The sequence below is a fragment of the Micromonospora sp. 4G55 genome, from assembly GCF_016803375.1.
The window spans coordinates 1-14743 of the sequence record NZ_JAEVHN010000099.1 but is presented as its reverse complement, the minus strand read 5'-3'; the positions used below and the strand labels follow the sequence as shown (position 1 = coordinate 14743).

Sequence of the window (14743 nt, the reverse complement as noted above, 5' to 3'; positions counted from 1 at the left end):
TCGGAGAGCAGGGCGTCGACGGCCTCGGTGAGCCCGTCCGGGTCCTGCGGGGCGAAGGTCATCCCGGTGACGCCCGGCTCCACGATCTCGGCGAGCCCGGGCCCGGCGGGCGAGCAGCTGGGCCCGCTCGCGGTCGGAGAGCAGGGCGTCGACGGCCTCGGTGAGCCCGTCCGGGTCCTGCGGGGCGAAGGTCATCCCGGTGACGCCCGGCTCCACGATCTCGGCGAGCCCGCCGGTACGGGCCACCGCGAGGGGCGCGCCCGCCGCGGCGCCCTCCAGGGCCACCATGCCGAACGGCTCGTAGATGCTCGGCACCGCGAAGCAGTCCGAGGCGGCCATCACGGCCGGCAGGTCGGTGCCGCCGAGGAAGCCCGGCATGCTCACCGTGCCACCCAGCCCGAGCCGGTGCACCTCGGCCTCCAGCGCGGCCTTGTACGGGCCGTCGCCGACGATCACCGCGCGCAGCCCGGGGTGCCGCTCGCGTAGCCGGGGCAGCCCGGCGAGCAGGTGCTGCACGCCCTTCTCGTAGACCAGCCGGCCGGCGAAGGTGACCAGCGGGCCGTCCCCGGCGAACCGGGCCCGGGCCGCGGCGACCGCCGCCACCGGCACCCGCCAACGGTGGGGTTCGACGCCGTTGGGCACCACGTCCACCCGGCCGGCGGGCACCCCGAACAGCGCGCCCACCTCGTCGCGCATGTACCCCGAGCAGACGATGACCCGGCCGGACTCGCCGGCCAGCCAGTGCTCGACCCCGTGGATGGTGCGGTTCATCTCCTCGGGCAGCCAGCCCTGGTGCCGGCCGGCCTCGGTGGCGTGGATGGTGCTGACCAGCGGGACGTCCAGGTGCTCGCGCAGGGTCATCGCGGTGTGCGCGACGAGCCAGTCGTGGGCGTGGATCACGTCGTACGAGCCGGACTCGGTGGCGCGCAGCGCGGCCCGGGTCAGGGTGTGGTTGAAGGCCATCGTCCAGGCCAGCAGGGAGCCGGTGGCCAGCGGGAAGGTCACCGGGTCCTCGGCGGCGCGGACGATCCGCACGCCGTCGGCGTACTCCTCCAGGGGTGCGCCCTCGGCGTGCCGGGTGACGACGGTGACCTCGTGCCCGGCGGCGGCCAGGGCCACCGACAGCGCGTGCACGTGCCGGCCCAGGCCACCGACCAGCACCGGCGGGTACTCCCAGGAGAGCATCAGGATGCGGCGGGTGCGCGGGGCCACCCCGGCGCCGGTGCCCTGCGGCGGGATCTGCGGGCGGTAGGTGGGGGAGGGCCGGCAGGTCCGGTCCGGTGCGGTCACGGGCTGCTCGCCGACCCGCGGGGTGGTCACATCAATCTCCGTCCATGCACGAAAGGTCGCGCCGGCAACGGTGGCGGCGGAAAGAAGGTGGTGGGGTGGCCGAGGGCCGAGCGAAGGCGCCGCGCGGGCGCGTCCGCATCAAGCAAAGGGCATGACGCGGTCCCGCGCATCTCGAAAAGGCCTATCGTGACGGAGGACACCCAAAGGTCCGCATCGGCATCAGGTGGGTGGATATCGGGTGCCCACCGAACGGGTGGGTTGGCCGGCGGCGGGGTGGGGCATTAGCGGCGTGCGCACCCGGTGGCCCGTCCGTCCGGTGCGCTCATGATCATGGGCCGAAGGAGCGACATGCAGGTCTGGCCGGGCGAGCGCTACCCCCTCGGGGCGACCTACGACGGGATGGGCACCAACTTCGCGATCTTCTCCGAGGTGGCCGAGAAGATCGAGCTCTGCCTCTTCGACGAGTGGGACACCGGCGCCGAGCGGCGGGTGGAGCTGCGCGAGGTGGACGCGTACGTCTGGCACGCGTACCTCCCCGGCGTGGAGCCGGGCCAGCGGTACGGCTACCGGGTGCACGGCCCGTACGACCCGGCCAACGGCGTGCGCTGCAACCCGCACAAGCTGCTGCTCGACCCGTACGCCAAGGCGGTCGACGGGGAGATCTCCTGGGACCCGGCGGTCTACGACTACGAACTGGGTAACCCGGAGGAGATGTCAACCACCGACTCGGCGCCGTTCATGCCCAAGTCGGTGGTGGTGAACCCGTACTTCGACTGGGGCAACGACCGACCGCCGCGCACCCCGTACCACCACTCGGTGATCTACGAGGCACACGTGCGCGGACTGACCATGCGCCACCCCGGTATCCCGGACGAGCTGCGCGGCACGTACGCGGCGATCGCCTCGCCCGTCATGATCGACTACTTCAAGCGGCTCGGCATCACCGCCGTCGAGCTGATGCCGGTGCACGAGTTCGTGCACGACCACCGCCTGGTCGACCTGGGGCTGCGCAACTACTGGGGCTACAACACCATCGGCTTCTTCGCCCCGCACCACGGATACTCCGCGCTCGGCCGGCTCGGCCAGCAGGTCCAGGAGTTCCGGGGCATGGTCAAGGCGCTGCACGCCGCCGGCATCGAGGTCATCCTCGACGTGGTCTACAACCACACCGCCGAGGGCAACCACCTCGGCCCGACGCTGAGCTTCAAGGGCGTCGACAACGCCAGCTACTACCGGCTCTCGGAAGAGGACCGCCGGTACTTCGTCGACTACACCGGCACCGGCAACAGCCTCAACGTGCGCAGCCCCCACTCGCTCCAGCTGATCATGGATTCGCTGCGCTACTGGGTGACCGAGATGCACGTCGACGGCTTCCGCTTCGACCTCGCCGCCACCCTGGCCCGCGAGTTCTACGAGGTCGACCGGCTCTCCACCTTCTTCGAGGTGGTCCAGCAGGACCCGGTGGTCAGCCAGGTCAAGCTGATCGCCGAACCGTGGGACGTCGGCCCCGGCGGCTACCAGGTCGGCAACTTCCCGCCGCAGTGGACCGAGTGGAACGGCAAGTACCGGGACACCGTGCGGGACTTCTGGCGCGGCGAGCCGGCCACCCTCGCCGAGTTCGCCTCCCGCATCTCCGGCTCCGCCGACCTCTACCAGGACGACGGGCGGCGCCCGTTCCACAGCATCAACTTCGTCACCTGCCACGACGGGTTCACCCTCAACGACCTGGTCTCCTACAACGACAAGCACAACGAGGCCAACGGCGAGGAGAACCGCGACGGCGAGAGCCACAACCGGTCCTGGAACTGCGGCGTCGAGGGGGAGACCGACGACCCGGCAGTGCTGGCCCTGCGCACCCGGCAGCGGCGCAACTTCCTCGCCACCCTGGTCCTCTCCCAGGGCGTGCCGATGATCGGCCACGGCGACGAGCTGGGCCGCACCCAGCGCGGCAACAACAACGCCTACTGCCAGGACAGCGAACTCGCCTGGATCGACTGGGAGCACGCCGACGAGGAGCTGCTGGCCTTCGTGCAGCGGCTCACCGACTTCCGGGCCCGGCACCAGGTGTTCCGCCGCCGGCGGTTCTTCACCGGCCTGCCGGTCGGCGGGCGCGCCGCCGGCTCGGGCCTGCCCGACCTGGCCTGGTACACCCCGGACGGCCGGGAGATGGCCGGCGAGGACTGGGGCAACGACTTCGGCCGCTCGGTGGCGCTCTTCGTCAACGGCGACGGCATCCGCGAGCGCGGCCAGTACGGCCAGCGCCACCAGGACACCTCCTTCCTGCTCTGCTTCAACGCCCACGACGCCCCGCTGGACTTCACGCTGCCGGGGGAGGAGTTCGGGCAGCGGTGGGAGTTGGTGATCAGCACCGCGGAACCGGAACCGGAGAAGACCACGATCGTCGAGGCGGGCGGCGCGATCTGCGTGCCGGACCGCTCCCTGGTGGTCCTGGAGAGGACGGTCTGACCATGCCCGACACCCCTCGACCCGACCCGACGGCGGCACCGACGACGCGGGTGGGGTCGACCTACCGCGTCCAGGTGCGGCCCGGCTTCGACCTCGACGCCACCGCCGGCCTGGCCGGCTACCTCGCCGACCTCGGCGTCACCCACCTCTACAGCGCGCCCCTGCTGACCGCCACCCCCGGCTCCGCGCACGGCTACCGACGTGGTCGACCACCGGGCGGTCAACCCGGAACTCGGCGGCGAGGCCGGCCGGCGGCGGCTGGTCCGGGCGCTGCGCGCGGCCGGGCTCGGCCTGGTCGTCGACATCGTCCCCAACCACGCCGGGGTGGCCCAGCCGGCCGCCAACCCGGCCTGGTGGGACGTGCTGCGCCGGGGCCGGTCCTCGGCCTACGCGGACTGGTTCGACATCGACTGGGACCGGGGCCGGCTGCTGCTGCCGGTGCTCGCCGACACCCCCGACGCCCTCGACGACCTCAAGATCGTCGACGGGGAGCTGCGCTACCACGAGCACCGCTTCCCGATCGCCGACGGCACCGCCGCGGGCGGTCCGCGCGAGGTGCACGACCGGCAGCACTACGAGCTGGTCTCCTGGCGGCGTGGGGACAGCGAGCTGACGTACCGCCGGTTCTTCGCCGTCTCGGACCTGGCCGGACTGCGGGTGGAGGACCCGGCGGTCTTCGACGCCACCCACGCGGAGGTGCTGCGGTGGGCGGCGGCCGGGGAGCTGGACGGCATCCGGGTCGACCACCCGGACGGCCTGCGCGACCCCGCCGGCTACCTGGCCCGGCTGCGCGCCGCCGCCCCCGGCGCGTGGCTGGTGGTGGAGAAGATCCTGGAGTACGGCGAGGAGCTGCCCGACTGGCCCGTCGACGGGACCACCGGCTACGAGGCCCTCGCGGCGGTCTGCGGGCTCTTCGTCGACCCGCGCGCCGAGGGCGACTTCACCGCCCTGGACGCCCGGCTGAACGGCCGGCACACCTCCTGGCAGGACCTGACCCACGACACCAAGCTGGCCGCCGCCACCCGGCTGCTCGCCGCCGAGCTGACCCGGCTGGCCGCCCTCGCCCCGGAACTGGACCCGCGGGCCGCCCGGGAGGCCCTGGCCGAGCTGGCCGCCTGCTTCCCGGTCTACCGCGGCTACCCGCCCGAGGGCGCCCGGCACCTGGCCGTCGCCCGCGCGGAGGCGGGACGCCGCCGCCCCGACCTGACCGCCACCCTGGACGCGGTCACCGCCCACCTGCGCGACCCGGAGCACGAGCTGGCGAAGCGGTTCCCGCAACTGTCCGGCGCGGTGATGGCCAAGGGGGTGGAGGACACCGCCTACTACCGGTGGAGCCGGTTCGTGGCGCTCAACGAGGTCGGCGGCTCGCCGGCGCACTTCGGCGTGCCGCCGGCGGAGTTCCACCGCGCCGCCGCCGCCCGGCAGGTCCGCTGGCCGGCCGGCATGACCACGCTCTCCACCCACGACACCAAGCGCGGCGAGGACGTCCGGGCCCGCCTCGCGGTGCTGTCCGAGCTGCCCGAGCACTGGGCCGAGCGGGTCGAGGACTGGATGGCCCGCGCGCCCCTGTCCGACCCGGCCTTCGCCCACCTGCTCTGGCAGACCGCCGTCGGCGCCTGGCCCGTCGAGCGCGAGCGGCTGCACGCGTACGTGGAGAAGGCCGCCCGGGAGGCGTCGGTCGCCACCAGCTGGGCCGACCCCGACCTGGCCTTCGAGCGCGACCTGCACGCCCTGGTCGACCGGATGTACGACGACCCGGCGCTGCGCGCCGAGATCACCTCCTTCGCCGACGAGATCACCCCGGCCGGCTGGTCCAACTCCCTGGGGCAGAAGCTGGTGCAACTCGCCATGCCCGGCGTGCCGGACACGTACCAGGGCACCGAGCTGTGGGAGAACAGCCTGGTCGACCCGGACAACCGCCGCCCGGTCGACTTCGCCGTACGCCGGGAGCTGCTGGCCCGGCTCGACGGCGGCCGGCGGCCGGCGGTCGCCGCCGACGGCGCGGCGAGCTCGCTGGTGGTCTCCCGGACCCTGCGGCTGCGCCGCGACCACCCGGAGCTGTTCACCAGCTACCGGCCGGTCGCCGCACCCGGGCCGGCGGGTGCGCACGCGGTCGCCTTCGACCGGGGCGGCGCGGTCGCGGTGGCCACCCGCCTCCCGCTGGGGCTGGCCCGCTCGGGCGGCTGGCGGGGGACCACCCTTTCGATTTCCGGCAACAGTGTTACGGACGTGTTCACCGGTCGGGTCTACAGTGGGTCTGAGCTGCTCCTGGATGATCTGCTGAGCACCTATCCCGTCGCCCTGCTGGCTCCCACCGACTCCGTGGAGGCTGCCGCATGACCGAGTTCACGGTGTGGGCTCCCGAGGCCGCGCGGGTCCGGCTGCGCCTGCCCGGCGTGGCCGACCACGACATGCGCTCCGGCCCCGACGGCTGGTGGCGTTTCGAGGTTCCCGACGCCGGGCCGGGCACCGACTACGCGTTCCTGCTCGACGACGGCGAGCGGGCCCTGCCCGATCCCCGCTCGGCCTGGCAGCCCGCCGGCGTGCACGGGCCCAGCCGGCTCTACGACCACACCGCCTTCCGCTGGACCGACCAGGACTGGACCGGCCGTCAGCTACCGGGCAGCGTCCTGTACGAGCTGCACGTCGGCACCTTCACCCCCGAGGGCACCTTCGACGCGGCGATCGGCCGGCTGGACCACCTGGTCGACCTCGGCGTCGACATGATCGAGCTGCTGCCGGTCAACGCCTTCAACGGCGAGTACAACTGGGGCTACGACGGGGTCTGCTGGTACGCCCCGCACCAGCCCTACGGCGGCCCGGACGGGCTGAAACGGCTGGTCGACGCCGCCCACGCCAGGGGTCTGGGGGTGATCCTCGACGTCGTCTACAACCATTTCGGGCCCTCCGGGGCCTACGCGCCGATGTTCGCGCCGTACCTCACCGAGCAGAGCAACACCTGGGGTCGCACCGTCAACCTTGACGGCCCGCACTCCGACGGGGTGCGCCGCTACATCGTCGACAGCGTGCTGATGTGGCTGCGTGACTACCACGTCGACGGGCTGCGGCTGGACGCCGTGCACGCCATGCCCGATTCCCGGGCCACCCACTTCCTGGAGCAGGTGGCCACCGAGGTGGAGGCGCTCTCGACCCACCTGGGCCGGCCGCTGTCGCTGATCGCCGAGTCCGATCTCAACGACCCGAAGCTGATCACCCCGCGCGAGGCCGGCGGCTTCGGCCTGCACGCGCAGTGGAACGACGACGCCCACCACGCCCTGCACACCCTGCTCACCGGGGAGCGGCAGGGCTACTACGGCGACTTCGGCTCGCTGGAGTGCCTGACCGACGTGCTGACCGGCGCGTTCTTCCACGCCGGCACCTGGTCCAGCTTCCGCAACCGCAGCCACGGGCGGCCGGTGGACCGGCAGCGGACCTCGGGGCACCGTTTCGTGGCGTACCTGCAGAACCACGACCAGATCGGCAACCGGGCCACCGGCGACCGGATCTCCGCCAGCCTCTCCCCGGCGCTGCTGCGGGTCGCGCGGTGCTGCTGATGACCGCGCCGTTCACCCCGATGCTGTTCATGGGGGAGGAGTGGGCGGCCAGCACCCCCTGGCAGTTCTTCACCAGCCACCCCGAGCCGGAGCTGGCCACCGCCGTGGCCACCGGCCGCCGGCGCGAGTTCGCCGCGCACGGCTGGCCGCCGGGGGACGTGCCCGACCCGCAGGACCCGCAGACCTTCCTGCGCTCCCGGCTCGACTGGGCCGAGCTGGACAAGCCCGAGCATCGGGAGATGTACGAGTTCCACCGCCGGCTGATCGCGCTGCGCAAGAGCCGCCCCGACCTGTCCGACCCCCGGCTGGACCGGGTCGAGGTACGCCACGGCGACCGCTTCCTGCTGATGCGCCGGGGCGAGCATCTGGTGGTGGCGAACCTCGCCGGGAAGGCGCAGCGGATCAACCTGCCGGGGGTGGTGCGCAATGTGCTGCTGGCCACCGGGACCGGGGTCACGGTGATGCGGGACGGGATCGAGCTGCCGGCGGAGACGGCGGCGATCGTGGCGCTCTGAGGTCGGCGGCCCATGGCAAGATCTGCTGCGTGCAGATCGGGGTGCTCGGATCGTTCGAGGTTCGCACGGACGACGGCGCCCTCGCCGACGTGCCGGGCGCGCGGCTGCGCGGGCTGTTGATCGCTCTGGCGCTCGAACCTGGTCGCGTGGTCCCGAAGGCGACGCTCGTCGACTGGATCTGGGGTGAACACCCGCCCGCCGACGCGACGAATGCCCTGCACCGCCTGGTTTCCCGGCTGCGTAAGGCGGTGCCGGAAGGATCGGTCGAGGGGCAGCCGGACGGCTACCGGTTGATGGTCGGACCCGACGCCGTCGACGCCGTGCGGTTCGAACGCCTCGTCACCGCGGCCCAGGTTCGCCATGACGACGCTCCACGGCGGGTACGGCTGCTGCGCGAGGCGCTCGCCCTGTGGCGCGGTGCGGCCCTGCAGGACGTCGGTCTGCAGGGCAGTGCCGCGTTCGACGCGGCGGTCACCCGGCTCGAGGGGCTGCGCCTGAGGGCCTTGGAGGATCGGTTCGACGCGGAGGTCGACCTCGGCCACGGCGCGGAGCTGGTCACCGAACTGACCGACCTGGTGGCCGCGCATCCGGTGCGCGAACGGCTTGTCGCTGCGCTGATGCGTGCGCTCGTGGCGGCCGGTCGGGGCAGCGAGGCGCTGCTCGTGTACCAGCGCACCCGAGAAGTCCTGGCCGACACGCTGGGCGTCGACCCGTCGCCGGAGCTGTCCGCCTTGCACGTCGCGCTGCTGCGGGGCGAGCTGGGACGGCGGGAGGAAAACCGGAAGACCAACCTGCGTGCCGAGCTGACCAGCTTCGTCGGCAAGGACGCGGATGTCGCCGCGGTCCGTGAACTCCTCGCCGACCATCGGCTCACCACCCTGATCGGGCCGGGCGGCTCGGGGAAGACCAGGCTGGCCACGGAAACCGCGCGCACGCTGCTCGGCGACCTGCCGGACGGGGCCTGGCTGGTGGAGCTCGCCGCCATCGGCGCCGACGGTGACGTGGCGCAGTCGGCGCTCGCCGGGCTCGGCCTGCGGGATGCGCTGCTCGGCCAGGCGCCGAACGCGGAGGCGACGGACCGGCTCATCGCCGCGATCCGCGAGCGCGAGGCGCTGCTGATCCTGGACAACTGTGAGCACGTGATCGAGTCGGCGGCGACGTTCGCCCATCGAGTGCTCGGGGAGTGCCAGCGGCTGCGGATCCTGGCGACGAGCCGGGAACCGCTCGGCATCACCGGTGAGGCACTGTGGCTGGTCGAGCCACTGGCCCTGCCGGAGGGGGACGCCGGCCCCGGCGAGATCGAGTCCGCGCCGGCCGTCCGGTTGCTGCGGGACCGGGCAGGCGCGGTGCGCAAGGATCTCGTGGTCGACGCCCGGACGTTGTCAACGATGGTGCGCATCTGCCGGGCGCTGGACGGGATGCCGCTGGCGATCGAACTGGCCGCGGCCAGGTTGCGCACGATGTCCATCGACCAGCTCGCCCACCGGCTCGACGACCGGTTCCGCCTGCTGACCAGCGGTAGCCGTACCGCGTTGCCGCGGCACCGGACGCTGCGCGCGGTGGTCGACTGGAGCTGGGAGTTGCTCACCGACGCCGAACGGATGGTCCTGCGCAGGCTCTCGGTGTTCTCGGGCGGGGCGAGCCTGGAAGCGGCCGAGCGGGTCTGCGGCGGCGACGCGGTCGAGCAGGAGCAGGTGCTCGAGTTGCTCACGTCGCTGACCGAGAAGTCGCTGCTGGTCGCCGATCGCGGCGGCGCACCGCGCTACCGGATGCTCGGCACGATCAAGGAGTACGCCGGGCACCGGCTCGCGGAGGCGGGTGAATCGGACCTGGCGCGCCGTGCGCATCTCGCCTACTTCACCGAACTCGCCGAGACCGCGGAGCCGCATCTCCGCCGCGCCGAGCAGTTGGCATGGCTCGCCACGCTCGGTGTCGAGCACGACAACATCAGTGCTGCGATGCGTGGTGCGCTCGCGGCCGGCGAGGCCGACGCGGCGATGCGGCTCGCGGCTGGCGCGGGCTGGTACTGGTGGCTCAGCGGGCACAAGGCCGAAGGCATCGAGCTGATCATCGCGGCCACCGACACGCCTGGAGAGGTGGCCGATGAGATCCGGGCCACCGTGTATGCGCTCGTCGTGCTGTTCGTCAGCGCCGGGCGGGGCGACGAACACCATGCGGAGGAGTGGATCCACAAGGCATACCGGTTCAGCCAGCGCAGTCAGTCCCGTAATCCGCTGCTGGGACTGGTCGTCCCGCTGGAACGCATGTTGCAGGCGCCAGACGGGTTCCTGTCCGCGTGGGAACCACTGCTGGACGACGAGGACCCCTGGGTACGCGCACTGGCCCGGTTCCATCTCGGCAAGATGCGGATCATGCTCGGCCAGGGCGGGCGGGATGCGGATGCGTATCTCGAGCTGGCGCTCGCCGAGTTCCGCGCGATCGGCGAACGGTTCGGGATCTCGATCGTCCTGGCCGAGCTGGCGGACCGAATCGCCGTGCGCGGCGAGTTCGCCCGTGCCTGCGAGCACTACGAACAGGCGATCGCGGTCGTCACCGAAGTCGGTGCCATCGAGGATGTCATCCGCATGCGGTCGCGACAGGCTCAGCTGTACTGGCTGCTCGGCGACAAGGACGCCAGCACGGCTGCCATGGCCGAGGCGCAACGGTGCGCGGAACGGGTCACCTGGCCGGATGCGCTGGCCGAACTGGCCCTCGCGAAGGCGGAACTCGCCCGCTGGCGCGGCAACGCCGAGGAGGCGTACGAGCAACTCGACGTCGCGACGACCCTGCTGGGCGACGACGCGGAGCAGGCGAACATCCGCGCGGTGAAACACGACCTGCTCGGCTACCTCGCCGACGACCTCAGCGCGGCCCGTACGCACCACGCGGCGGCCTGCCAGGCGGCCGCCGAGGCGGGGCACGCACCCCTGATCGCGCAGATCCTCGTCGGGATCGCGGACCTGGCACTACGCGGCGAAGAGTACGAGCAGGCCGCGCGGCTGCTCGCGGCGAGCACCGCCGTGCGCGGACTGCCGAATCGTTCCCACCCGGATGTGTTCCGGATCGAGCAGGCCGCGCGGAGCCGCCTCGGCGACACACGGTTCGCCGAGGCGGCTCGGGACGGCACGCAGACGAGCTGGGCTCAGTTGGTCACGGCCACGCTCGCCTCCTGAACGTGGCCAGCCCCCGTCAGCCTGCTGCGCGCTGAACGGTGATGTCGCCGTGGCGCGTGCGGGCGTGGACCCTGACCTTGTCGTCGGACGGGTCAGGGTTCTCCTGGGACGGTACGGAGTTGCGCACCGACCCGCGCTTGCTGTCGGCGTCAACCCGGGCAGCGGTGCCCTCGCTGATGCCGACCTCGATGTTTCCCGAGTGGTTCGCCAGCTCCGCCTGACCGCGGGTCAACCGGCCGATCCGAATGGCGCCGTCGCCTGTCTTGGCGGTGACACTGCCGTCGGCGCGATCGATGTCAAAACCGCCGCTGCCGCTGCTGAGGTCGAGGTCCGCCGATGCGTGGCCGATCCAGACCTGCCCGCCGGCGCTGGAGAGCTTGACGGTGTCCTGGACCTCGCTGATCCGCAGTGCGAACGTGCTGCCGTCGATGGTGGCGCGCTCGGCGATGTGGCCGATCGTGACCTCACCGGCCGCGATGTTCGCCTGCAGCGCGTCGATGCGATCGAGCTGGACCCGACCGGATGCCATGTGCAGCTCGCACTCTCCCAATGCGCCGTCAGCGTGCACATCCGAGTGCGCCAGGTAGGAAACCAGGCTGGAGCCGGCGGGCAGGTCGATCGTGATGGCGACCGAACCGTTCTTGTCCCCGGAGGCGGTCGTCTTGACCGACAGCTGATCGCCGGCGAAGTCGACCTTGGTCTTGTCGGCCACCTTGACGTCCGACCGGCTCGCCTTGTCGATGGGTTCGACCAGCACCATGGTGTCGGTCCGGTCGCTCGCGGTGACCCGCACTTGGGCACCGGCGACGACAACGGTGGCGACGATGGGTCCTGGCGTGGCGAATGTAGGCATGATGCCTCTCCTCTTGTCTCATACGGGGTCTGTTGGTGGGTGGCTCAGCCGCCCCAGCCGGTGACGCATCGGTCCGCACGCCCACGCGCGCGCTCGTCGGCGGCGAGCGCGCGCCGGGTCAGTTCGTCGCTGGCGGCTTCGGGGTCAGCCTTCCGAGGGCCATCGCCCGGAAGGTCACGCGCGCTTCTTGAAGGTGGAACGCGCCCACAGGTAGCCGACGAGAGCGATGCCGACGCACCAGGCGGTGGCGGTGATCGCGTCGCTGGAGGATGGTGCGCCGTCGAGCAACCCGCGCATGGTTTCGATGATCGGCGTGAAGGGCTGGTACTCCGCGAACTGCCGGAGGCCCGGCCCCATCTTCTCCGCCGGTACGATCGCGCTGCTGAAGAACGGCAGCATGACCAGCGGCACGGAGGCCAGACCCGCCGTCTCCGGAGACTTCGCCGCCAGTCCCAGGGCGACCGTGAGCCAGCCGGCCGCGAAGCCGAGCAGCACGACGATGCCGACCACGCCGAGCCAGTCCAGGGAACTCGCCGACGGGCTGAAGCCCAGCAGGAAGGCCACCCCGATGAGCGCCCCGATGGCGACCAGATTGGTCAGCACACTGGCGATGACGTGACCGGCCAACACCGCACCTCGGGAGACGTCCATGACCTTGAACCGGTTGATGATGCCCTTCGTCATGTCGGAGTTCACCGACGTCGCGGTGGCCCCCAGCCCGTAACAGACGGCCAGCAGCATCAGTCCCGGCGTCGCGTAGTCGATGTAGTCGACACCGACGTTGAAGGCGTCTCCGAACATGTACACGAACATCAACATGATCACGATCGGCATCAGGACCGCGTTGAACACCGAGGTCGGATTCCGGGCGATGTGCTTGAAGTTGCGACGCAACATGACCATCGAATGGGACTTGGTGCTCATTTCGCGACCACCTCCGTGGTGTGGGTGTGGGTGTGGCCCGTCAGGGCGAGGAAGACGTCATCGAGGTCCGGGGTGTGGACGGAGAGCTCTTCGGCGCTGATCGAGTACTCGTCGAGCCTGTCCAGCAGGGCCCGCAGCGATCTCGTCCCACCGTCGCTGGGAACCCGCAGGGCCAGTGCCTCGTCGTCCCGCGTGGCGTCGGTGAGGACCCGCGCGGCCGCGTCGAGTTCGACGACGTCGGTGAACCGAAGCCGGACATGACTGCCGGGGACCTGGCGCTTGAGGTCGTCGGGAGTGCCCTGGGCAACCAGGCGGCCCTGGTGGAGTACCGCGATCCGGTCGGCGAGCTGGTCCGCTTCCTCGAGGTACTGGGTGGTGAGGAAAATGGTCACCCCATCGGCCACCAACTCGCGGACGAGCTCCCACATCGTGCGGCGGCTGCGCGGATCCAGTCCCGTCGTCGGCTCGTCCAGGAAGATGATTCGTGGCTTGCCGACCAGCGTCATCGCCAGATCCAGCTTCCGGCGCATACCCCCGGAATAGGTCGACACCGGCTTCTGCCCCGACTCCACCAGATCGAACCGCTCCAGCAACTCCGTGACAACCCGCCTGCCCTCGCCGGCGCCCATCGGCTTCAGATCCGCCATCAGCTGCAGGTTCTCCTGCCCCGTCAGCAGCTCATCCACCGCCGCGAACTGCCCGGTGACCCCGATTGCCGCACGTACCGCCTTGGTCTCGGTCGCGACGTCATGCCCGGCAACCCGGGCCGTGCCACCGTCGGCCTTCATCAACGTGGTCAGCACGTTCACCGTCGTCGTCTTGCCCGCCCCGTTCGGACCGAGCAGGGAGAAGACCGTGCCCGCACGAACATCCAGATCGATGCCGTCGAGCACGGTCTTGTCCCCGAAAGCCTTCCGTAGCCCGGAAACCTCAATCGCTGAACTTCTCATGCCACCACGATCGGCGGACGACCTGTCACCGGCCTGACACGCCCCTGACACGACCACTGACACGGTGTTCGTCCTCGTCACGCCAGGCCATACGCTGCGCAGGTTGCCGACGACAGTCGGCGGCGGCCGGTCACTGGGCTAGCGCCATGTCCCTCAGCACTCAACTGCCGCCGTCCGGGCGTTTAGTACGGAAAACGACTGACGGGTCGCGGGCCGTGGCCCGGTCAGGGGATCGCGGTTAGATGACGTGGCTTCCATATATTGGTGCCATGACGTCGGTAGGCCGCCAGCGGGTGAGGGATGCGGACGGTCGAGCGCACAGTCCTGTGGAGCAGCGACTGATTGAGTCCGTCGCCTGCGGCGAGGTGCTCGATCTGGCCGGTGACGGGCCGGTCGACGAGGCAGCGATGCGGTCCTGGGGCGAGGAGCGGACGATCTCGGCTTCGGTCATCCGTGAGCTCGTCCGCGGCCGTCTGGTCAGCGAACCCGACCCACACGGCCTGCGGCTACGCGGAGCCCGGATCGCCGGTCAGATCGATTTGGAGAACATCACCAGTGACCTGGCGCTGGAGCTGCGCGACTGTTTACTGCCCAGCGGCTTGAATCTCCGCAAGGCCCAACTGTTGGCGGTTGCCTTGACCGGGTGCCGCATCGAGCAAGCGGCAGATTCGGACGACGCGCCAGTCGACGCCACACGCTTTGCCGCGCGGGTGCTCTCGCTCGAAAGGAGCACCGCCACCAGCGCCAGCGAGCAAGGCACGATCCGGCTGCTCGCTGCCCACATCGGCACACTGGACTGCAGCGGAGCGCGGCTCGAGAACACCACCGGACCCGCCCTCGACGCCGACGGCCTCCAGGTCGACCAAAGCGTGTTCCTGCGCCGCGGGTTCACCGCCACCAGCGCCAGCGAGCGAGGCACCGTCCGGCTACTCGGTGCCCACCTCGGCGGCCAACTGAACTGCAGCGGAGCGCGGCTGCAGAACACCACCGGACCCGCCCTGAACGCCGACCACCTCCG

The 14743-nt window shown here is 71.3% G+C and carries 7 protein-coding genes and 2 pseudogenes; 5 read left to right on the top strand and 4 right to left on the bottom strand.

Annotated elements, in window-relative coordinates:
• The coding region (locus JNW89_RS11455; RefSeq protein ID WP_238448882.1) for a glycosyltransferase family 4 protein at window positions 1–1320 on the bottom strand (1320 nt) is incomplete at its 3' end.
• A gap of 318 nt (window positions 1321–1638) precedes the next feature.
• On the opposite strand from JNW89_RS11455, the gene glgX reads away from it, so the two are divergent.
• The 4 genes and pseudogenes from glgX (at window position 1639) to JNW89_RS11435 (ending at window position 10998) form a co-directional block, all read left to right on the top strand.
• Window positions 1639–3756 (top strand): glycogen debranching protein GlgX, encoded by a 2118-nt coding sequence (gene glgX, locus JNW89_RS11450; RefSeq protein ID WP_238448881.1) that lies wholly within the window; start codon window positions 1639–1641, stop codon window positions 3754–3756.
• 2 nt (window positions 3757–3758) lie between these two features.
• Window positions 3759–6096: pseudogene (treY, locus tag JNW89_RS11445) on the top strand (malto-oligosyltrehalose synthase).
• Window positions 6093–7825: pseudogene (gene treZ, locus JNW89_RS11440) on the top strand (malto-oligosyltrehalose trehalohydrolase). The pseudogenes treY and treZ overlap by 4 nt, the downstream one beginning before the upstream one ends.
• A gap of 29 nt (window positions 7826–7854) precedes the next feature.
• On the top strand, window positions 7855–10998 hold the full coding sequence (locus JNW89_RS11435; protein ID WP_238448880.1) for a BTAD domain-containing putative transcriptional regulator: 3144 nt from the start codon (window positions 7855–7857) through the stop codon (window positions 10996–10998).
• Window positions 10999–11014: 16 nt separating this feature from the next.
• Here the strand turns inward: JNW89_RS11435 and JNW89_RS11430 are convergent, their stop codons facing one another.
• The 3 genes from JNW89_RS11430 to JNW89_RS11420 form a co-directional block, all read right to left on the bottom strand.
• Complete coding sequence (locus JNW89_RS11430) at window positions 11015–11851, bottom strand: DUF4097 family beta strand repeat-containing protein (protein WP_238448879.1); 837 nt, start codon at window positions 11849–11851, stop codon at window positions 11015–11017.
• 174 nt (window positions 11852–12025) lie between these two features.
• A complete protein-coding gene (locus tag JNW89_RS11425) occupies window positions 12026–12775 on the bottom strand; it encodes an ABC transporter permease (RefSeq protein WP_238448878.1) in 750 nt (249 codons plus the stop codon).
• Window positions 12772–13725, bottom strand: coding sequence for an ATP-binding cassette domain-containing protein (locus JNW89_RS11420; protein ID WP_238448877.1), 954 nt, complete (start codon window positions 13723–13725; stop codon window positions 12772–12774). Before JNW89_RS11420 ends, JNW89_RS11425 begins: the two co-directional genes overlap by 4 nt.
• A gap of 326 nt (window positions 13726–14051) precedes the next feature.
• Here JNW89_RS11420 and JNW89_RS11415 point away from each other — a divergent pair.
• A partial coding sequence (locus JNW89_RS11415) for a hypothetical protein (protein WP_238448876.1) occupies window positions 14052–14743 on the top strand: 692 nt, incomplete at its 3' end.

Bases quoted from the DNA above. Each gene is read 5' to 3' on its own strand.
- JNW89_RS11430 (WP_238448879.1), bottom strand. From the start codon at position 11,851: ATGCCTACATTCGCCACGCCAGGACCCATCGTCGCCACCGTTGTCGTC.
- JNW89_RS11425 (WP_238448878.1), bottom strand. From the start codon at position 12,775: ATGAGCACCAAGTCCCATTCGATGGTCATGTTGCGTCGCAACTTCAAG.
- glgX (WP_238448881.1), top strand. From the start codon at position 1,639: ATGCAGGTCTGGCCGGGCGAGCGCTACCCCCTCGGGGCGACCTACGAC.
- JNW89_RS11420 (WP_238448877.1), bottom strand. From the start codon at position 13,725: ATGAGAAGTTCAGCGATTGAGGTTTCCGGGCTACGGAAGGCTTTCGGG.